The following is a 19,595-nucleotide window of genomic DNA, read 5'->3' on the forward strand; positions in this document are numbered from 1 at the left end:
GTATCTTTGAGCAATAGTTGAAAAATAAACTAATGTCCAAAAGTAATCAGTCGTTAACTAATATAGCACTTCAAAAATTCCGAAAGAATTTTTGGGGTGTTTTTAGTTTTGCTTATATCGTACTGATGATTTTTTTGGCACTATTTGCGTATGTTTTGGCACCGGATAATTCAGAAAATGCTAATCAAATGCATCTGTCTATTCATTCAAAATCGCCTGGTTTTAAGGTTCAAATGTTAGCTGTTCCATCTGAGAAAATTGCTTCCAAAACCTTAAAAGGATACTTTTTCGGTCATCCAAATCAAGTAACAGAAATTCCGATTTTAGAATATAAAATTTCAGGTAACATCATTCAATATGTAGAATATACGGAAGATGCTGAATTAAAACAAACCAAAGAAATTAGTTTAGATAAATTCATCGGTTTTTCATCGATTCAAGAAGTTGAAAAAGAGTTGATTACCACCAAAAAATTCCACCTCGGTACCGATAAATACGGTCGTGATTTGTTAAGTAGAATGTTGGTTGGCTCACGTGTTTCAATTTCTATTGGTTTTGTTGCTGTTTTAATTTCAGTTATAGTAGGACTTTTTTTTGGAGCTCTCGGCGGATATTATGGCGGAAAAATTGATATCATGGTGATGTGGTTAGTGAATGTAATTTGGTCTATTCCCACACTTTTATTGGTTATTGCAATTACGCTTGCTCTCGGAAAAGGATTTTGGCAAGTTTTTGTAGCGGTAGGTTTAACCATGTGGGTTGAAGTTGCCCGTGTAGTTCGTGGTCAAATCATCAGCGTAAAAGAAATGCAGTACGTCACCGCGGCAAGAGCATTAGGTTTTTCGGATATTCGAATTATTTTAAATCACATTATTCCAAATATTATGGCTCCGGTAATTGTAATTTCTGCGGCTAATTTTGCTTCTGCTATTTTGGTTGAAAGCGGCTTGAGCTTTTTAGGATTAGGAGCACAACCACCAATTCCGAGTTGGGGTGGAATGATAAAAGATCACTACAGTTACATTATTTTAGGAAAACCCTATTTGGCACTAGTACCAGGAACAGCCATTATGCTCATCACACTAGCTTTTATGATGACAGGCAATTCACTACGAGATGCCTTGGATGTAAAGCAATAAAAAAACCACGCTTTCACGTGGTTTAATTTTTTAGTTTCTAACTTTTCCTAATTTTTTTTGAGCACTTTCAACATCTGCTTCAAGTTCTTTAATCTTTATTTGTTGTTTGCTGATTTTGATGTTTTCTTTTTCAACCTCAATTTCAGTTAACTTTCCTTTTCGTTTCTTTTTTTCAAAACGCTCCATGTTCTTTTGAAGTGATTTTTTTTCTCGTGCAACTCTGTCCTGAGCTCTGGAAACACTTTTTTCTGCTGAGGCAACTTTACTTTGTTGTCTTTCAAATTGTCTAACTTCTTTTTCGTGTTTTCTTTGATCTTTGGCTAATTGTTTAGCTTCTTTATCTGCACGGTCTTGAGCTTTTTTAGCCTCTTTCACCGCTTTTTCTCTTTCTTTCAGAGCTTTTTGTTCAGCTTCAGCTGCGGTCACTTTCTCTTTCAATGCCTGTTCTTGGGCAACTTTAATTTCTTCGAGTGTTTTGGTTTCTTCAACCAGAATTCCAGTTTTAATTAATGTGTCTGTTGTTGTTGTTTTTGTTTCTTGGGCTTGGCTCATAAAAGAGATTAGCAAAACCAAAAGGGTACTAATTTTAAATTTCATAATGGTGTATAATTAAATTAAACAAATTAATGTATCTCAAAAGAACAACTTTTTTAATACATTTACAAAGTTAGCAATAATCATTCCTATTTGTTAAAATAAAGTTATTTTTAGATGAATAAAATCAGTTTTATATCAATATTAATTTTTGTTTTATATCTATTTGCTTCATGCAGAGATAATTATATTGTGAAAGAATTTGATTCAAATGTTAATTCAGCTGAACTTAAATCAACTAAAATAAATTGGAAAGAATTTGATTTTTATCCAACTTCCACAACCGGACAAATAATAAATCATAACTACTTGACACTTTCTTATAACGAAGAGCATGAACAAGCAGAGTGGGTTGCCTATGAATTAAAATCAGGAGTTTTCACTTATTCAGATTTTAAAAGGCCTTATTTTATTGAAGATCCAAAAGTAAAAACTCGTTCTGCTGATTGGAGAAATTATAAAAATTCAGGTTATGATAAAGGACATTTGTGTCCGGCCGGAGATATGAAGTTTTCCAAACAAGCATATAATGAAACATTCTACACTTCTAATATTTCACCACAAAAATCAGATTTCAATGCAGGAGTCTGGAATCGTTTAGAACAAAAAGTTCGCTATTGGGCCGATAAATATGATGGTTTGTATGTTATAACCGGTGGAATTTTGGAAACTAATCTCAAAACAATAGGAGATGAAGATGTTTCAGTTCCGAATTATTTCTATAAAGTTCTGTTTGATGTTTCAAATGATAACCCACGAATGATTGCTTTTTTAGTTCCTCATAAAAACAGTGATCGACCGCTTTATGAATTTGTAGTTTCGGTTGATGAATTGGAGGAATTAACCGGAATTGATTTCTTTCATCATTTGCCGAATGATATTGAAAGCAAAATTGAAAAAAGTACCGATTATAAATCGTGGAGTTTTAATTAATGAATATGAAAAAGATAATTTTAGTTGCATTAATAATGATATCAAATCAATTTTTTGGTCAAGAATTAAAAGTGATGACCTATAATATTCGATTAGATATTGCGAGCGATGGTGAAAACAGTTGGCCAAATAGAAAAGAAAAAGTTGCTGATTTAATTAAATTTTATGAACCGGATGTTTTTGGAATTCAAGAAGGGTTACCACATCAAGTGCAGTTTTTAGATTCTGTTCTTTCCGATTATAAAGTATTTGGAGATGGTAGAGATGGCGGTCAGAATGAAGAACATAGTTCTATTTTCTACAAAAGTAATAAGTTTGAATTAATTGAATTTGATACGTTTTGGTTGTCTGAAACACCAAATGAAATTTCAAAAGGTTGGGATGCGGCCTTAAACAGAATTTGTACTTATGGATTATTTAGTAATAAAAAAACAAAACAACTCTTTTGGGTTTTTAATACGCATTTTGATCATGTTGGTGAAATTGCCCGAAATAAAAGTGCCCAATTGATTCATCAGAAAGTCTCACAATTAAACATAAAAAATTATCCGGTAATCATTATGGGAGATTTTAATTTAGAACCTCAATCAGAAGCTATTTTATTCTTATCTAATCAATATGTTCATTCAAAAAGTGCTTTAAAATTGATTTATAATTCCGGTGGAACTTTTAATGCGTTTGATTTTCATAAACCAATTAGTAAAGAAAGAGAAATTGATCATATTTTTGTTTCAAAAAAATCTTTTGAAATCATAAAATACGCTGTTTTAACGGATAGTTATTTATGTAAATATCCTTCGGATCATTTTCCTGTATTGGTAGAGGTTGATTTTTTAAAATAAATTACCATTCGTTTACTTTATTGGCATCTAATTTTAAAAAGATAAACAATAAAATTGTAAACGACCAAAGACTCGATCCTCCATATGAAATGAAAGGTAGTGGAACTCCAATAGTTGGGAATAGTTTGATCAGCATTGTTATGTTAACACAATAATGAGTGAATAAAATTGTGGCAACACAATACCCATAAACCCTACTGAATTTTGTTTTTTGTTGTTCTGCTAAATAGATTATTCGAAGAAAAAGCATCACAAACAGTAAAATAACTACTGTTGAACCCACAAAGCCCCATTCTTCTCCCACTGTTGTAAAAATATAATCGGAGTGTTGTTCCGGTACAAAACCTCCTTTGGTTTGTGTTCCTTCCATAAAACCTTTTCCAATTAATCCACCGGAGCCGATGGCAATCATGGATTGGTTTAAGTTATATCCTTCATTTTTTAAATCAACATCATCGCTGAATAGAACGTTAATTCTGTCTTTTTGATGAGGTTCTAACACATTATCAAAAACAAAACCTACCGAAAGCACAAAAGAAGTCGCGGCAACAAAAACAATTAGATAAGCCAATGGATTTCGGTCAACCCTTCTTGCTCTCAAGTAATGAAAAATCATAATCAAAACAATCCCAATTAAAATATACATGGGTTGAATGAGCAATGCCGTAAAGAAAAGTATAATGGCAATAAATCCTGTCCAAAGATACCATTCGGGTAAACCTTCACGATTTAAAACCAAAATTAATGACAAGAAAATCATGGCACTTCCTGCATCAGGTTGCATTAAAATTAAGAAAACGGGTAATAAAATTATTCCGAAAGCAATTAATTGATGTTGTGTGTTTTTTAAAAAAACCTGCGAATCACTAAGGAATTTTGCTAATAATAAGGAAGTTGCTGTTTTAACAAATTCAGAGGGTTGTAAACCAAAAGATCCAAATCCGTACCAGTTGGTTTGACCTTTAACGGTTTTACCGAATACAAATAATCCTAAGAGCAAGATAATTCCAACGATATAAAATACAAAAGAGAATTTCTCATATACTTTGGCATCAATTGTTAAAACGACAATAATTATAGGAATGCTTAAAATAATAAAAAGAAGTTGTTTACCATAGAAATCACTATAATCAAATTCTGTAAATTCAACAGGAATTGAGGTGGAAAATATATTTACCCATCCCATTATAACTAAAATAAAGTATAATAGAACGGTAATCCAATCTAAATTGCTGGTTACACTTTGATTTTTCATTACAGATTAATTCTAAAGGGTTCACCACTTAACACTTTTGCATACTCACTTTCTAAACTTGAGTTAAGAATTTTTTTCTCCAAATCAGTTCGAGTGATTTTTCCTTTCAGATATTTTTCAATCATTAAACTGGCAATTGGTCCTGCAATTCGAGCACCCCAATAACCATTTTCAACAAACACAGCAATAGCAATTTTTGGATTGTCTTTTGGTGCAAATGCTACAAAAATAGAGTGGTCGGTTAATTGCACACGTTGTCCGTTAATTTTAGTAAAATTTTCTGCTGTTCCGGTTTTTCCACAAATTTCAATTCCTTCTACTTGCAAACGCGAGGCAGTTCCTTTGTTATAAACGTCAAACAAACCTTGAATAACAGGTGGGAAATATTGCTTGTCAATTGTTGTTTGATGCTTGGTAGTGAATTTTTTATCGATGGTATGATTTTTTATTTTCTTGATTACGTGAGGAGTGTAGTAGTAACCTTGGTTTGCCACTGCACACATCACATTGCACAATTGAATTGGCGTCATCAAAACTTCTCCCTGACCAATGGAGTTCGATATAATGGTAGTACTTTTCCATCCTCCAGCAGAATAATATTTGTCGTATAATTTTGATGTAGGTACATTTCCTCTACGTCCAGGAGGCAAATCATAACCCATAAAATTTCCTAATCCGAAACTTTTTAAATGATTACTCCATGCATCCACACCATAAGCCGGTTTTGGATATTTTTCAATAATTTTTTTATACGTATTGGCAAAATACGTGTTGCATGAACTGTAAATTCCGGCATTCAAACTAAATCCTCCTGAATCGTGGCACTTCATGAAACGATTTCCATAGCTAAATCCTCTTCTGCAGAAAAAAGTGGTTTGTTCGTCAATTACTTCTTCTTGCAAACCAATTAAAGCTGTTAGTATTTTAAACGGTGAACCCGGAGGGTATTCGGCTAATAAACCTCTATCATACAAAGGTTTTGCAATACTATCGTTGTATAATGCTGTGTAATTTTTAGAACGTTGTCTTCCCACCAAAAGAGCAGGGTCATATGTTGGAGCAGATATTAAAGCTAAAATTTCACCAGTACTTGGCTCAATGGCAACAATTCCGCCACGTTTGTTTTGCATAAGTTCTTCGCCATATTTTTGAATATCAATATCCAATGTAAGTGTGATGTCATCTCCTTGTTTGGAAATTGTGTCAAAAATTCCTTCTTTATATGGACCAATATCTCGGTTAAATTTATCTCTTTGAATATATTTTACACCTTTTTTTCCTCTTAAAAATTCTTCATATTGTTCTTCAACACCTTGTCGCCCAATTAAATCACCACTTTTGTAATATGGATTTTTTTCAATCATTGCGGGATTTACTTGTGTAATAAATCCAAAAACATTTGCACCTGCATTTACTTGATAGTCTCTTAATGAACGTTTTTGAATATAAAAACCTTCAAATTTTCGAATTTTTTCTTGAAAAACGGCGTACTCTTTTTTATTCAACTGAGGTAAAAAAACGGAGGGAAGTCGTGGACTGTAAACAATCGCCTTTTTGATTTTTTTATCAAATTCTTCTTTCGTAATGTCTACTAATTCACAAAATTTTAAAGTGTCTAAGTTTTTAATTTCTCTGGGAACAACCATAATGTCATACGAAGGCTGATTGGCAACCATAAGTTTTCCTTTTCGGTCATAGATATAGCCGCGTTCAGGATATTCATAAACAATTTTAATGGCGTTGTTTTCAGACTTTAATTTGTATTCGTCGTCAATAATCTGCAAATAAAATAGCCTTACCAAAATGGCAACGGTTACAAAAATAATCAGGGATGGTAAAATAGCTTTTCTCAATTTTTACTGGGCTTAAACATATAGATGAGTAAAATACAAAGTATCAGTGTAAAGATAGTACTCAAAATGGTTCTAAGCAATATATCCCAAAAAAAACTAAATCGGAATATTTCTAATAAAAAGAAAATAATATGGTGAGTTAAAACGGATATTAGAAGAAATGAAAACCGTTCCGGAGTAAGTCGTTCATTGATTTTTACGGTTTGATATTCATAACTCAATCCAAAAGAAAATTTAAAAAAGGATGGTCGTAAATAAGCTAATGTTAAACACGATGCCGCATGAACTCCACCGGAATTATTAAACATATCCATCGTAATTCCAAGTAAAAAGCTGGCGAAAATAAGACCATTTTTGCTTCCGTTAACAGGATAAAGCAATATGAAAAGAATGTAAGGATAGGGATTAACATAACCCAAAAAGTTAATCTTACTGAAAATAGCTACCTGAGCCAAAATCAGCAAAACAAAACGAATAATATTGATGATGACCGTACTATTCATTTAGGTTTTGATTTTCTAACTCTAAAATTTCTTTACGGTCTTTGTTTTCAATGATATAAACATGGCCTAAACTAGTCATGTCATTAAACAATTTTACATCAATAGTAAAATAGTTTGTTTTGTCGTCGGTATAAATTTTGTGAATTGTTCCTATATTTACATTTTCAGGAAATATAATCGATTGAGCTCCGGTAACAATAGTATCTCCTTTTTTTACCGATGCTAATCTTGGCACATCAATTAACTGAACATAACCTGTATTTTTTCCATTCCAAGTTAAGGTTCCAAAATGACTAGTTTTTTTAATCTTAGCATTTATTTGCGATTTTATATTCAAAATACTAATTACCGTAGCATAATTTTTTGAAGTATTTTCAACAATTCCAATAATTCCTTTGCTGTTTACAACCCCCATATCGGATTTAACGCCTTTAGCACTTCCGGAGTTGATGGTAAGGAAGTTTTCATGAACATTATACGAGTTATTAATGATTTTTGACTGAATTACTTTGTAGTTTCCAAAACTGCTCAGTAATTCTTTGTCTATGATTTTGGTTGTATCTTTTCTATTGTATAATAAACTTTTCAAACGAGCATTTTCATTTGCTAAGCCTTCGTTTTCTGTTTTTAAATTCAAATATTCATTCACCGAATTGATACGTTCATAAACACCTCCGGTAACAAAATTAGCGGAATTAATTACCTTACTTCTGTGATACGAATGTGATTGAATAGTGAGTGATAACGAAATGACCAAAAGCAGCAAAAACAATAGCCTTGTACTGTTTTTTATGATAAAAATAAATATCTGCTGCATGTTTCAGTGATTCAGATTGGTAATTCCGTTAGCGTAAATATCAGTAAAACTGATTATTTGATTAAAATACTTCTGAACTTGTTGATGTTTTTTAATGCAATTCCGGTACCACGAACAACGGCTCTCAACGGATCCTCAGCAATGTAAACCGGTAAATCTGTTTTAAGCGAAATTCGTTTGTCTAATCCGCGTAACATTGAACCACCACCGGCAAGATAAATTCCGGTGTTGTAAATATCAGCGGCTAATTCGGGTGGAGTTTGCGATAAAGTTTCCATCACGGCATCTTCAATTCGTTGGATTGATTTGTCTAATGCTTTGGCAATTTCACGATAGGAAACATCAACCTGTTTTGGTTTTCCGGTCAATAAGTCACGACCTTGAACCGACATTTCATCCGGTGGAGTGTCTAACTCTTCAATAGCGGCACCAATTTCAATTTTTATTTTTTCTGCGGTACTTTCTCCCACAAACAAGTTATGTTGTGTACGCATGTAGTAAACAATATCATTTGTAAAAACGTCACCGGCAATTTTAACCGATTTGTCACACACAATTCCGCCCAAAGCGATTACGGCAATTTCTGTTGTTCCACCACCAATATCTACAATCATGTTTCCTTTTGGTTGCATAATATCAACACCAATACCGATTGCGGCTGCCATTGGTTCGTGAATCAAATAAACTTCTTTTCCGTTTACACGTTCACAGGATTCTTTTACGGCACGCATTTCTACTTCGGTAATTCCGGACGGAATACAAACCACCATTCGCAAAGCAGGAGTGAACAAACGTTTTTTAAGAGCCGGAATACTTTTGATAAACATACTGATCATTTTTTCAGATGCATCAAAATCGGCAATAACCCCATCTTTCAGAGGCCTTATGGTCTTAATGTTTTCATGTGTTTTACCTTGCATTAAGTTGGCTTCTTTTCCAACAGCGATAATTTTTCCCGATATTCTATCACGAGCTACAATCGACGGAGAGTCAATTACTACTTTATCATTATGAATAATTAAGGTATTTGCGGTACCAAGGTCAATGGCTATGTCCTCGGTCATGAAATCAAAAAATCCCATACGTTTGTTTAGGGTTAATTAGGTTTATAAAATTGTAACGTACAAAGGTAAAAAAATTAATGTTTAAAATGACGTGTTCCTGTAAATACCATTGCAATTTTATTTTCATTGCAGTAGTTGATACTCAATTCATCTTTAATTGATCCACCAGGTTGAATAACAGCAGTTATTCCGGCATGATGAGCAATTTCTACACAGTCCGGAAATGGGAAAAATGCATCACTTGCCATCACAGCACCATTTAAATCAAAACCAAAAGTATTTGCTTTTTCGATTGCTTGTTTTAAAGCATCCACACGTGAAGTTTGACCCGTTCCGGAAGCAATTAATTGTCCGTTTTTGGCAAATACAATTGTATTCGACTTCGTGTTTTTGCAGATTTTTGAGGCGAAAAGTAAATCTTCAATTTCTTGATTAGTAGGTGTTGTTAGGGTAACGGTTTTTAAACCTTCTTTATTGTCTGTAATGTTGTTTTTATCTTGAATTAACAATCCGTTCAAGCAAGTTCTGATTTGTTTGGTTGGTAATTCAACTTCGTGCTGAACTAAAACAATTCGGTTTTTCTTTTCTTGTAAGATGATAACCGCTTCATCATCATAACTTGGAGCAATGACAACTTCGCAAAATAATTGATTGATTTCTAAAGCAGTTTCTTTGTCAATTTTTCCATTGGCAATTAAAACTCCTCCAAAAGCAGAAGTTGGGTCGCCCGCTAAAGCATCTAAATACGCTTGTTTCATCGAACTTCTTGTTGCAATTCCACAGGCATTATTGTGTTTTAAAATAGCAAAAGTGGGGTCGTTGTCTTTAAATTCCAAAATCAAATTGACAGCGGCATCCACATCTAATAAATTGTTGTATGACAATTCTTTTCCGTGCAATTTGGTAAACATTTTGTCAAAGTCGCCAAAGAAAAATCCTTTTTGATGTGGGTTTTCGCCATAACGAAGCACTTGACCATTTTCGATACTTTCTTTGTAAACCGTTTCGTCTGTATTGAAATAATTAAAAATAGCCGAATCATAATGCGAAGAAACATGGAAAGCTTTCGTTGCCAAATGACGTCTTTGATCTAAAGTGGTAGCACCATTTTGAGAAGATATCAAATCCAATAAATAATTGTATTCACTCACAGAAGCAACGATAACAGTGTCTTTAAAATTTTTTGCAGCAGCACGAATTAATGAAATTCCACCGATATCAATTTTTTCGATGATGTCCGCTTCCGAAGCACCAGATGCAACCGTTTTTTCAAACGGATACAAATCCACAATTACCAAATCAATTTGCGGAATTTCAAAAGCTTTCATTTCTTCTACATCGCTTGGATTGTCTTGACGATTCAAAATTCCGCCGAAGACTTTCGGGTGAAGTGTTTTTACTCTCCCTCCCAAAATAGATGGATAAGAAGTAACTTCTTCCACAGGAACTACAGGAATGTCTAAATTTTTTATAAATTCTTCCGTTCCACCAGTCGAATAAATGGTTACGTTTTGGCTGTGTAATTGTTTTACAATTGGCTCTAATCCGGTTTTGTCAAACACTGAAATTAAAGCAGATTGAATGGTTTTTGTAGTTGTCATTGTGTTGTTGTTTTTTGAAGGTGCAAAAGTACTATTTGTATGTTTAACTTTCAAAGGAATGCAAGATTAGTTTTTTCTTTTTTTGATATTTTTTACAGTTGAAAATAACTTCCTTTTTGTTTAAATTTTATCAAGCTGTAGTATGACATAGTGTTCAACCGAATGAACACAAAAAACACATGTTTTTTTGTAACAAAATCATAACTTAAACTACCAATAACTATATTTACAATTAAGAAAAATTCTATGCTTCTTTATCTCCGTTTGCTCAAAGAAAGTTTCAATTTTGCGATGAATGCGTTGCGAAACAATAAATTGCGTACTTTTTTGTCGTTGCTTGGAGTAACAATTGGAATTTTTTCAATCATTGCTGTACTTGCTGCTGTAGATTCTTTAGACCAGAAAATTCAAGGCGATTTAGGTGATTTGGATAAAAATACTGTTTATTTATTGCGTTTCCCTTTTGGTCCAAGCGAAGTTCCAAGCTGGAAAAGAGAGCAATTTCCGAATGTTACGTATGAAGAATTTGAGTATTTAAAACGTTCTTTAAACGGTGTAGATAAAATGGCATTTAACCTTTTTACTCGAAATGAAAACATCAAGTTTGAAGATAGAACGGTAAGCTCTGTTAGAGTTACGCCAACTACCAACGAGTTTGAAGGAATTGACGGAATTAAAATTGACAATGGACGATTTTTTAACGAATCGGAATCTAATTCAGGAACAGGAGTGATTATTTTGGGTTACGAAGTTTCGAATGGTTTATTTGAGAGCCCTGAACAGGCAATTGGAAAAAAAATTCGTATGTATGGTCAACGTTTCACCGTGATTGGCGTTACTGAAAAACAAGGATTTTCAACTTTTGGTGATAGTCGAGACAATGCAGTTTTTATTCCGATGAATTTTATTAGAAGATTATATGGTGAAAATAGTGATATGTTAACACCTGCTATTTTGATAAAACCTGAAAAAGGAATTGATATGGAAGGTTTTAAAGGCGAAATCACTCAAAAACTTAGAAATTTTAGAGGATTAAAAGCTTCAGAAATTGATAACTTTTTTATCAATGTATTGTCAGGTTTCACTGATATGATTGATGAAATTGTTGGTCAAATGAATGTTGTAGGTTGGATTATATCAGGTTTTTCACTTTTGGTTGGTGGTTTCGGAATTGCCAATATCATGTTTGTATCTGTAAAAGAAAGAACCAACTTAATTGGAATTCAAAAATCATTAGGAGCTAAAAATAAATTTATTCTCTTTCAATTTTTGTTTGAAGCGGTAATTTTGTCTGTAATTGGTGGAATTATTGGCTTGGTTATGGTTTGGCTGATTGCAATGGTGTTATCCAAAGTATTGGACTTTGAATTCGTTCTTAGTTTTGGTAATATGATGCTTGGAGCTGGGTTAGCAGGATTTATCGGTTTGGTTTCCGGAATTATTCCGGCGATATCGGCTTCCAAATTAGATCCTGTGGAGGCGATTAGGAGTGGGATGTAAGTAATTAGTAAAAGAAAAAAATTTATTCAAAAAAAAATCCCGAGCAATCGGGATTTTTTTTTATCTAACATCTTCATTTAAAATTAAATCTAAATAAAGATTTACTTTATCTTTTAATTCCTTCCGGTGAGTTATAAAATCCAAGAATCCGTGTTCTAACAAAAATTCAGAAGTTTGAAAACCTTCCGGTAAATCTTTTCCGGTGGTGTCTTTTACAACTCTTGGTCCTGCAAAACCGATTAAAGCTCCTGGTTCACCAATATTAATATCGCCTAACATCGCATAAGAAGCAGTTGTTCCACCCGTAGTTGGGTCGGTACAAAGTGAAATGTATGGAATTTTAGCTTCAGCTAATTGAGCTAATTTGGCAGAAGTTTTGGCTAATTGCATCAATGAAAAAGCTGCTTCCATCATTCTCGCTCCACCTGATTTTGAAATCATAACAAAAGGTACATTGTTTTTGATAGAATGGTCAATTCCTCTTGCAATTTTTTCACCTACGACAGCTCCCATCGAACCTCCGATAAAGGCAAAATCCATACAACAAACAACCAAATCTTTTCCTTTTGATTTTCCAACAGCTGTTCGAACCGCATCTTTTAATCCGGTTTTGTCGTAAGCTTCTTTTAATCGGTCGGAATATTTCTTCGTATCCACAAAATGCAATGGATCTTTCGAAGTCATTTTTGCATCTAATTCTTTGAATTTATTGTCGTCAAACAAAATTTCAAAATATTCTTTACTACCAATTCGCACGTGAAAATCGTCATCCGGACTCACCCAAAGATTTTTGGCTAATTCGTCCTGATCAATAATTTTTCCAGTAGGGGATTTATACCAAAGTCCTTTTGGGACATCCTTTTTATCTTCCGTAGCGGTTTGAATTCCTTTTTCTGTTCTTTTAAACCAAGCCATTCTTTATTAGTTTAAGGTTATAGTGTTTCAGGTTTCAAGTTTCAGGTTAAAAACTTGAAACCTGAAACTTGAAACAAATTTTATAAAGTATTCACATTATTCAAATCAGCGAAAGCTTGCTCTAAACGTGTGTTGAATGTAACTTCACCTTCGCGAATCCATTTTCTTGGATCGTAATGTTTTTTGTTTGGCGAATCTGCTCCGTCCGGGCTTCCGATTTGAGTTTTTAGGTAATCAATTTTGTTGACCATATAATCACGAATTCCTTCTGTGAAAGCAAATTGTAAATCGGTATCAATGTTCATTTTGATTACACCGTATGAAATGGCTTCTCTGATTTCTTCTAATGTGGAACCTGATCCACCATGAAATACAAAATCAATTGGATTTGAATCGGTATTGAATTTTTTCTGAACAAATTCCTGCGAATTTTTCAAAATAATTGGCGTCAATTTTACGTTTCCGGGTTTATAAACTCCGTGCACATTTCCAAAAGCAGCTGCGATGGTAAATTTCGGACTCACTTTCATCAATTCTTCATACGCATAAGCCACTTCTTCCGGTTGAGTGTATAATTTTGAACTATCCACATCTGAATTATCAACACCATCTTCTTCACCACCTGTTACACCTAATTCAATTTCTAACGTCATTCCCATTTTACTCATTCGAGCTAAATATTCTTTACAAATATGAATATTTTCTTCGATTGGTTCTTCAGATAAATCAATCATATGTGAAGAAAATAATGGTTTTCCTGTTTCAGCAAAATGCTTTTCGGATGCATCTAACAAACCATCAATCCAAGGCAATAAATTTTTTGCACAATGGTCTGTATGTAAAATCACGGTTGCTCCGTAAGCTTCAGCTAAAGTATGGATGTGTTTTGCACCGGCAATTCCTCCTAAAATAGCAGCACGCTGACCTTCGTTTGAAAGGCCTTTTCCAGCATTATAAGATGCTCCTCCGTTTGAAAATTGAATAATAACAGGAGCGTTTAATTTTGCAGCAGTTTCCAAGACGCCATTGATAGTGCTTGAACCGATTACGTTTACAGCCGGTAGTGCAAATCCTTTTTCTTTAGCATAGTTAAAAATTTCCTGAACTTGATCTCCGGTTGCTACACCTGGTTTTATGTTGTGTGCCATTTTGCTTATTATATTAGTTAAGAGAACAAAAATAAGAATTAATCGAGTGAACAAAAAATAATTGACTATAAAATCGATGCCGTTAAGCTTAGTTTTATCTAAAAATTACGATAACGTTTTAGAAAGGATAATTAATTCCCACATTAAACACTGTGTTGCTAAAATTATATTCTCTAAACCATCTTTTACCAACTTCATGAGCCGGGTTATAGGTTTTGAATCCGAAATCGAATCGAGCAACCACAAATCCGAAATCATATCGAATTCCGAAACCGGATCCCACGGCAATGTCTCTTAATGATTCTAATCCGGAAAAAACAAAATCTTCATCTTCCACATTATCCAAAACATTCCAAATGTTTCCGGCATCTACAAAAAGAGCTCCTCTCAGTTTTCCAAACATTTTAAAACGAAATTCGGCATTCACCAAAATTTTCATATTGGCTTCGTTAAAATCGTTTCGGGCTCCACTTCTTCCGGGTCCAAGTCCATAAGGTCGCCAAGCCCTGTTGTCGTTTGAACCTCCTCCAAAATAACTTCGTGAAAACGGAATACTATTTGAATTTCCGTAAGGAACGGCTATTCCAAAAAATGTTCTGGTTGCAAAAATCATGTTGTTTCTCAGATCAAAATGTTTAATAAACTCAAATTCACCTTTAAGATATTGTGAAAACTCAATGTCAAAAAAAGTTTTATTTCCATTTGGTCCAGATGGTTGGTTGGAAGCGTCTGCAATTAGTGATAATAAATTTCCGGCCGACTCACCTTTTATTCTAAAAACATAAAAATTATTGTCTAACAAGCTTGTTTTTGTTGTCTTGGAAAAACTATAACTCGATGCGATAATAAGGTTGTTCTCTGTTAATCTGTTTTTACGTTCGTTAATACTTCGAATCGTGTTAAAATCAGATTGAGATGGATTAATGCCCGGCTCATTAAACAATGCCTCATTAATAAAACCGGTTGTTCCAATTGGGATAGTTAAATCTCCGTTGTTATTCAAAAATTCTGTGTCAACATCATAATTTTGAGCTATATCATTCAAAGCTTCATAGGACGAACGATATACGTTGAAATAATTACTAACGTTTATGTTCTTGATGTATTGAATATTGAGTAGATCAAATCGAACAGAATTATATCGTTTTGGAGTCCAATTGTAGGTAAGTGCACCGGTAAAATTCTCTTTATCTAAACCAATATTTTCTTGCTTGGCAAAACCCACACTAATTTGTGTTGACGGAATCATTTCTTTCGAAATAATTCTATCTGTTTTAATGGGGAAAAATACTCTTGGAAAATTTAGTCGTAGGTCGGCACCGTATTCAGAAATATTGAAAAAAGTATTGTCTGGATTAGCTAAATCTTGTGAAGAACCAATATTCCCTCTTCCTGATATTTCTAAAGTTTCTGCACCATTAAATATATTTCGAATAGAAAAGGAAGCATTACCCGCTAAACCAAAATCTTGAATGTTTGAATGTATAGCATCCAACGAAGCACCAAAACTGTATTTTTTTCTGGGGCTGAGGTAAATATTGGCAATCAATGAACTTGCTAAACTATCTCTAGGATCAATTTCATATTGAATTGACGGATAGGTAAAGACTTTAAAATTATTAAGTGAACGAGAGGTTAAGTTGTTTCTAAAATCGGCATAAGTGCCGCCTTTGCTAATAAAAACCGCATCCGTAATGGCTTTTGGTCTGTATTTTAGTTTGTCGATACTGTAAAGGTTGTAGTTATTATACACCACACTATCGGCAATTTTAACCTTATTTTTTGAAGAAGGATTATCAGTATAAATATTTACCTCACTGATTTTATAAACTTTAAATGGAGTAGTAACCAATGTGTCGCCATCACGATAGGAATAATCACTAATTAATAAATTTACATTTGCTTTGTTACCTGTTTTAATGGTGTCAATGTCAAAATTGATATAATTTTGTTGAAAATTATACACTCCATTGTTTCGGAAATTATTTGTGAGTCGATTTCTTTCCTCTTCAAAATTATCCGATTTATATTGTTGTCCGGATTTAATAACTGATAAATTTTCCGTTCGTTTGTAAAGTGAATCTAAAACAGGTGAAGTAATTTTACGGTTAATACTGTCAAGAATATATGGATTTCCTAACGTTACGGTGTAAGTGGTTGATGCTTTTTTTGTATCAATTGTATCAATAGCAACCGTTGCATCTACATTAAAATAGCCTTCATTAAAATAATAACCTTTGAGCTTTGTGATTGATTTTTTAGCTTTTAATTCATCTAAAATTACCGGAGCTTCACCAGTGCTTTTCAAGAAGTCATGAATTCCGGAATACCAAAACGATTCGCCTAAACGATACACTTGTTTGGATGATAAAAACTTTGAAGCCCTATGAAACCGAATTGAATCTTTTATGAATTTTTCTGCAAATAATGAATCGTGATCTGGTTTAGCCCAATTGTAAACATATAGGCTTAATGGTAAGTTCAAAAAACGCGTATTTGTTTTCTGAGTTATTAATCCGGTAACGTCTTCGTTTTTAACTTTTTTTCCATCAACAATAACATCCGATTTGGCGAGTAGGTTTTTTCCATCCGGAACTCTTTTTACAGAATCACAGGCATAAAAAAACAGTGCAATTAAAATTATTAATGATATTTTTGCGGAAATCTTTTTCAATTGAATTAGAAATTTAGTTCAAAAGTACATTATTTTATGGTTAGTAAAAACCAAATTAAACGAATTACCGGATTGCATCAAAAAAAGTTTAGAAATGAACAACAACTTTTTATTGCCGAGGGGTTCAAAGTGATTCAGGAATTGTTTTATTCGCATTATGAAATTCAGGAATTTTATTCTACCGATGCAACATTGCAATTGAATAACGAAGTTAGACCGGAGATTATTTCAGAAGCTGATTTAAAAAAAATAAGTTGCTTAAAAACACCTAATACTTGTTTAGCAGTTTTTAAAATAATACCATCAAAACCAATTAAATATGAGGGTTTGACGTTGGTTTTAGATGATGTTCGAGATCCGGGAAATTTGGGAACAATAATCCGTTTGTGTGATTGGTTCGGGATTGAACAATTAATTTGTTCCGAAGAAACAGCAGATGTTTATAATCCGAAAGTAATTCAGGCAACTATGGGATCGATTGGTAGGGTAAATGTAATTTATACGTCTTTGACTAACTTTTTACAGAAAACCAATCAGACTATTTATGGTGCTTTTATGGATGGTGATATTGTATATAAATCTGACTTACCATCCAATGCAGTGTTAATCATGGGAAATGAAGCCAATGGAGTTAGTGCGAATGTTGAAGCTTTAATTCAGAAAAAAATAAGTATTCCTCGTTTTGGTAAATTACAAAAAACAGAAAGTCTGAATGTAGCAACAGCAACGGCTATTTTGTTGAGCGAATTTCGAAGAAATCTTAATGGAAAGTAAAATTCACAAAAAATCCTCTTGTTGACATAGAACTAACCGAAGATGTCCACGGACTGTTTGGATCATTGTCGCGAATTAATTCATCGTTTAAACCGAATACACCTCTTATGGATGGTGAGAATTTGAAGTATTCGAGATAAATATCAATACCAAAACCAACTTCATAAAAATTACTCCATTGTGTCATTCTAAAACGATTGTTTGAATTATCGTCTTGAGCTTTGGCGTTACTCGATAAATTGAGTGCAGTTGAAACACCACCAAGTAAATAAGGTCTAACGTTTCCTAATCGTTTGGATGAAAACTTCAAAAGTAACGGGAAATGAATATAAGTTGATTTTACTTCCCGCATTGCATCAAATTGATTTTCAAAATTTGGGAAAGTTAAATTTCGTTGTGTGTAATATAATCCAGGTTCAAAACGAAGGTTTATATTTCTATGTAAACGTAAATCCCCAACCAAACCTACGTTAAATCCAGTGGTAGATTCCGATAAAATTTCTTCGGTAACACGATTTTGATCTATTTTAAAATCATACGAATTAAATCCTAAAAAATAACCCCAATGAACGCGTTGTTCGTCAAAGTTTTCTAGGTGAATAATCGGATCTTTACCGAAAATTCCGCCAAACTGGGCATTGGTTTGGATGCTTATAAAAAAGATTATGGCTAAAAATACTGTTCTCATTTTATTTTTTTGATGCTGAATAAATAGTTGCAACACCAAATGTTTGAGGCATTGCTGCTACGTCTATAAACCCAACTTTTCTCAAAATATTGTTTAAAGCTTCTCCATAAGGAAAAACTGAAGCTGATTCTGATAAATAGGAGTAGGCGGAATTGTCTTTGGAAAATAGTTTTCCTATAAGTGGTAAAATATTTTTTGTATAAAAATGATAGCCTTGTTTAAACGGAAATGTCCTTGGAACAGAGGTTTCTAAAATAACAAATACTCCGTTAGGCTTTAAAACACGAAGTATTTCAGCCAAGCCTTTTTCTAAGGTTTCAAAATTTCTTACGCCAAAAGCAACTGTAATAGCGTCAAAACTATTATCTTCAAATGGAATGTTCTCAGAATCACCCAAAACCATTTCAATTCTATTTGAAAGTTTTTTTTGTTCAATTTTTCTTCTTCCCACATCAAGCATTCCGGCAGAAATATCTAAACCAACAATTTTTTTAGCATTGGTTTTTGTCATCAAAATAGCTAAATCACCCGTTCCGGTTGCAATATCAAGGATTGTATCAGGATTTTTCGCAGAAACTATTGCCAAGACCTTTTTACGCCATTTCACATCGGTGCCAAAAGAAATTACACGGTTTAGTCCGTCATAATTGCCTGAAATGTTATCAAACATCTGAGCAACTTGTTCTTTTTTACCTAAGGAGGAATCTTTATATGGTGTAACAGGTTTTGACATACTTAAATTTTAGGCAAATATAAACTATTCTGTAATCATGGCAATAATAGTATGATTTAATTTGTTCAACATTATTTTCAAAAAAATAAACAAAAACTAGCTGTTTTTAGTGATATAAAAAAAATCACTATAAGTGGGTATTGCGTATGTAATTGATAATGTGCAATTTTACAACATGAATCAAATGTTAAACATCATGTTATCAAGAATTGTAAAGGCTGAACTAAGGTGGATACTATTGGCACTAGTTATCACATTTTTTCTTGTTAGCAGTATCGACAGTGTTGCTTTAATAGGCAATACTGAAGTTGGGGTGCCACAAACGTTCTTAGGGTTAAATTTGTTTTTGGAAATTTTAGTTTTTTTCGCTTTTAGTACCTTTGTGGTATTTGGTATTAAAGGCTTCTTTGAGATGTATTCTCAAAGGTTTGCCAATGTCGTGATCTTCATTTCTGGAGTATTTCTGGCAGTGGTGATTTTTATATTAAGTTATCAGATACTGATGCTTGAATAGGCCAATTCATACATGATACATTGATTCTAAACATCCCGAAAGGGATGT

18 protein-coding genes are annotated in these 19,595 nt (G+C 33.2%); 6 read left to right on the forward strand and 12 right to left on the reverse strand.

The window, feature by feature from the left end; translation table 11 throughout:
- Nucleotides 1-32: 32 nt before the first annotated feature.
- Nucleotides 33-1,139: an ABC transporter permease gene (locus B4N66_RS01415; RefSeq protein ID WP_291091959.1), complete on the forward strand. Its 1,107-nt coding sequence runs from the start codon at nt 33-35 to the stop codon at nt 1,137-1,139.
- Between the two features lie 30 nt (nt 1,140-1,169).
- Here B4N66_RS01415 and B4N66_RS01420 read toward each other — a convergent pair whose 3' ends face one another.
- Entirely contained in the window at nt 1,170-1,736 is a 567-nt protein-coding gene (locus B4N66_RS01420) for a hypothetical protein (RefSeq protein ID WP_291091960.1), read from the reverse strand.
- Nucleotides 1,737-1,850: 114 nt separating this feature from the next.
- On the opposite strand from B4N66_RS01420, the gene B4N66_RS01425 reads away from it, so the two are divergent.
- The gene (locus B4N66_RS01425; protein ID WP_291091961.1) at nt 1,851-2,666 is read left to right on the forward strand and encodes a DNA/RNA non-specific endonuclease; all 816 of its coding nucleotides are present in this window, start codon (nt 1,851-1,853) and stop codon (nt 2,664-2,666) included.
- A 5-nt stretch (nt 2,667-2,671) separates the two neighbouring features.
- A complete protein-coding gene (locus B4N66_RS01430; RefSeq protein ID WP_291091962.1) occupies nt 2,672-3,508 on the forward strand; it encodes an endonuclease/exonuclease/phosphatase family protein in 837 nt (278 codons plus the stop codon).
- Between the two features lies 1 nt (nt 3,509).
- Here the strand turns inward: B4N66_RS01430 and rodA are convergent, their stop codons facing one another.
- The 6 genes from rodA to purH are packed head-to-tail and all read right to left on the reverse strand — an operon-like array spanning nt 3,510 to nt 10,601.
- A complete protein-coding gene (gene rodA / locus B4N66_RS01435) occupies nt 3,510-4,763 on the reverse strand; it encodes a rod shape-determining protein RodA (RefSeq protein WP_291091963.1) in 1,254 nt (417 codons plus the stop codon).
- The gene (mrdA, locus tag B4N66_RS01440) at nt 4,763-6,616 is read right to left on the reverse strand and encodes a penicillin-binding protein 2 (protein WP_291091964.1); all 1,854 of its coding nucleotides are present in this window, start codon (nt 6,614-6,616) and stop codon (nt 4,763-4,765) included. Before mrdA ends, rodA begins: the two co-directional genes overlap by 1 nt.
- Nucleotides 6,613-7,119, reverse strand: a complete 507-nt coding sequence (locus B4N66_RS01445) for a rod shape-determining protein MreD (protein ID WP_291091965.1) — start codon at nt 7,117-7,119, stop codon at nt 6,613-6,615. The genes mrdA and B4N66_RS01445 overlap by 4 nt, the downstream gene beginning before the upstream one ends.
- Nucleotides 7,112-7,936, reverse strand: a complete 825-nt coding sequence (mreC, locus tag B4N66_RS01450; protein ID WP_291091966.1) for a rod shape-determining protein MreC — start codon at nt 7,934-7,936, stop codon at nt 7,112-7,114. Before mreC ends, B4N66_RS01445 begins: the two co-directional genes overlap by 8 nt.
- 53 nt (nt 7,937-7,989) lie before the next feature.
- The gene (locus tag B4N66_RS01455; protein WP_112084823.1) at nt 7,990-9,018 is read right to left on the reverse strand and encodes a rod shape-determining protein; all 1,029 of its coding nucleotides are present in this window, start codon (nt 9,016-9,018) and stop codon (nt 7,990-7,992) included.
- Between the two features lie 56 nt (nt 9,019-9,074).
- Nucleotides 9,075-10,601 (reverse strand): bifunctional phosphoribosylaminoimidazolecarboxamide formyltransferase/IMP cyclohydrolase, encoded by a 1,527-nt coding sequence (purH, locus tag B4N66_RS01460; RefSeq protein ID WP_291091967.1) that lies wholly within the window; start codon nt 10,599-10,601, stop codon nt 9,075-9,077.
- 246 nt (nt 10,602-10,847) lie between these two features.
- Between purH and B4N66_RS01465 the strand changes: the two genes are divergently transcribed.
- The gene (locus tag B4N66_RS01465) at nt 10,848-12,101 is read left to right on the forward strand and encodes an ABC transporter permease (RefSeq protein ID WP_291091968.1); all 1,254 of its coding nucleotides are present in this window, start codon (nt 10,848-10,850) and stop codon (nt 12,099-12,101) included.
- 60 nt (nt 12,102-12,161) lie between these two features.
- Here the strand turns inward: B4N66_RS01465 and accD are convergent, their stop codons facing one another.
- The 3 genes from accD to B4N66_RS01480 all read right to left on the reverse strand — a co-directional run bounded on the left by accD (nt 12,162) and on the right by B4N66_RS01480 (nt 16,838).
- The gene (gene accD / locus B4N66_RS01470; protein ID WP_291091969.1) at nt 12,162-13,016 is read right to left on the reverse strand and encodes an acetyl-CoA carboxylase, carboxyltransferase subunit beta; all 855 of its coding nucleotides are present in this window, start codon (nt 13,014-13,016) and stop codon (nt 12,162-12,164) included.
- An 80-nt stretch (nt 13,017-13,096) separates the two neighbouring features.
- Nucleotides 13,097-14,164, reverse strand: a complete 1,068-nt coding sequence (fbaA, locus tag B4N66_RS01475) for a class II fructose-bisphosphate aldolase (RefSeq protein WP_248432769.1) — start codon at nt 14,162-14,164, stop codon at nt 13,097-13,099.
- A 118-nt stretch (nt 14,165-14,282) separates the two neighbouring features.
- A complete protein-coding gene (locus B4N66_RS01480; RefSeq protein ID WP_291091970.1) occupies nt 14,283-16,838 on the reverse strand; it encodes a BamA/TamA family outer membrane protein in 2,556 nt (851 codons plus the stop codon).
- A 36-nt stretch (nt 16,839-16,874) separates the two neighbouring features.
- On the opposite strand from B4N66_RS01480, the gene B4N66_RS01485 reads away from it, so the two are divergent.
- On the forward strand, nt 16,875-17,612 hold the full coding sequence (locus B4N66_RS01485; protein WP_291091971.1) for a TrmH family RNA methyltransferase: 738 nt from the start codon (nt 16,875-16,877) through the stop codon (nt 17,610-17,612).
- Here B4N66_RS01485 and B4N66_RS01490 read toward each other — a convergent pair.
- Complete coding sequence (locus B4N66_RS01490; RefSeq protein ID WP_291091972.1) at nt 17,599-18,300, reverse strand: porin family protein; 702 nt, start codon at nt 18,298-18,300, stop codon at nt 17,599-17,601. The two genes, B4N66_RS01485 and B4N66_RS01490, sit on opposite strands and share 14 nt — an antisense overlap.
- 1 nt (nt 18,301) lies before the next feature.
- Entirely contained in the window at nt 18,302-19,033 is a 732-nt protein-coding gene (gene ubiE, locus B4N66_RS01495) for a bifunctional demethylmenaquinone methyltransferase/2-methoxy-6-polyprenyl-1,4-benzoquinol methylase UbiE (protein WP_291091973.1), read from the reverse strand.
- Between the two features lie 184 nt (nt 19,034-19,217).
- On the opposite strand from ubiE, the gene B4N66_RS01500 reads away from it, so the two are divergent.
- The gene (locus tag B4N66_RS01500; protein ID WP_291091974.1) at nt 19,218-19,547 is read left to right on the forward strand and encodes a hypothetical protein; all 330 of its coding nucleotides are present in this window, start codon (nt 19,218-19,220) and stop codon (nt 19,545-19,547) included.
- Nucleotides 19,548-19,595 lie beyond the last annotated feature (48 nt).

Origin of the sequence: Flavobacterium sp. UBA2787, from assembly GCA_002352205.1 — a bacterium.
Taxonomy (GTDB): Bacteria; Bacteroidota; Bacteroidia; order Flavobacteriales; family Flavobacteriaceae; genus Flavobacterium.

Coding starts and splice junctions, on each gene's coding strand:
- B4N66_RS01415 (WP_291091959.1), top strand. CDS start 33: ATGTCCAAAAGTAATCAGTCGTTAACTAATATAGCACTTCAAAAATTC.
- B4N66_RS01420 (WP_291091960.1), bottom strand. CDS start 1,736: ATGAAATTTAAAATTAGTACCCTTTTGGTTTTGCTAATCTCTTTTATG.
- B4N66_RS01425 (WP_291091961.1), top strand. CDS start 1,851: ATGAATAAAATCAGTTTTATATCAATATTAATTTTTGTTTTATATCTA.
- B4N66_RS01430 (WP_291091962.1), top strand. CDS start 2,672: ATGAAAAAGATAATTTTAGTTGCATTAATAATGATATCAAATCAATTT.
- rodA (WP_291091963.1), bottom strand. CDS start 4,763: ATGAAAAATCAAAGTGTAACCAGCAATTTAGATTGGATTACCGTTCTA.
- B4N66_RS01445 (WP_291091965.1), bottom strand. CDS start 7,119: ATGAATAGTACGGTCATCATCAATATTATTCGTTTTGTTTTGCTGATT.
- mreC (WP_291091966.1), bottom strand. CDS start 7,936: ATGCAGCAGATATTTATTTTTATCATAAAAAACAGTACAAGGCTATTG.
- B4N66_RS01455 (WP_112084823.1), bottom strand. CDS start 9,018: ATGGGATTTTTTGATTTCATGACCGAGGACATAGCCATTGACCTTGGT.
- purH (WP_291091967.1), bottom strand. CDS start 10,601: ATGACAACTACAAAAACCATTCAATCTGCTTTAATTTCAGTGTTTGAC.
- B4N66_RS01465 (WP_291091968.1), top strand. CDS start 10,848: ATGCTTCTTTATCTCCGTTTGCTCAAAGAAAGTTTCAATTTTGCGATG.
- accD (WP_291091969.1), bottom strand. CDS start 13,016: ATGGCTTGGTTTAAAAGAACAGAAAAAGGAATTCAAACCGCTACGGAA.
- fbaA (WP_248432769.1), bottom strand. CDS start 14,164: ATGGCACACAACATAAAACCAGGTGTAGCAACCGGAGATCAAGTTCAG.
- B4N66_RS01485 (WP_291091971.1), top strand. CDS start 16,875: ATGGTTAGTAAAAACCAAATTAAACGAATTACCGGATTGCATCAAAAA.
- B4N66_RS01490 (WP_291091972.1), bottom strand. CDS start 18,300: ATGAGAACAGTATTTTTAGCCATAATCTTTTTTATAAGCATCCAAACC.
- ubiE (WP_291091973.1), bottom strand. CDS start 19,033: ATGTCAAAACCTGTTACACCATATAAAGATTCCTCCTTAGGTAAAAAA.
- B4N66_RS01500 (WP_291091974.1), top strand. CDS start 19,218: ATGTTAAACATCATGTTATCAAGAATTGTAAAGGCTGAACTAAGGTGG.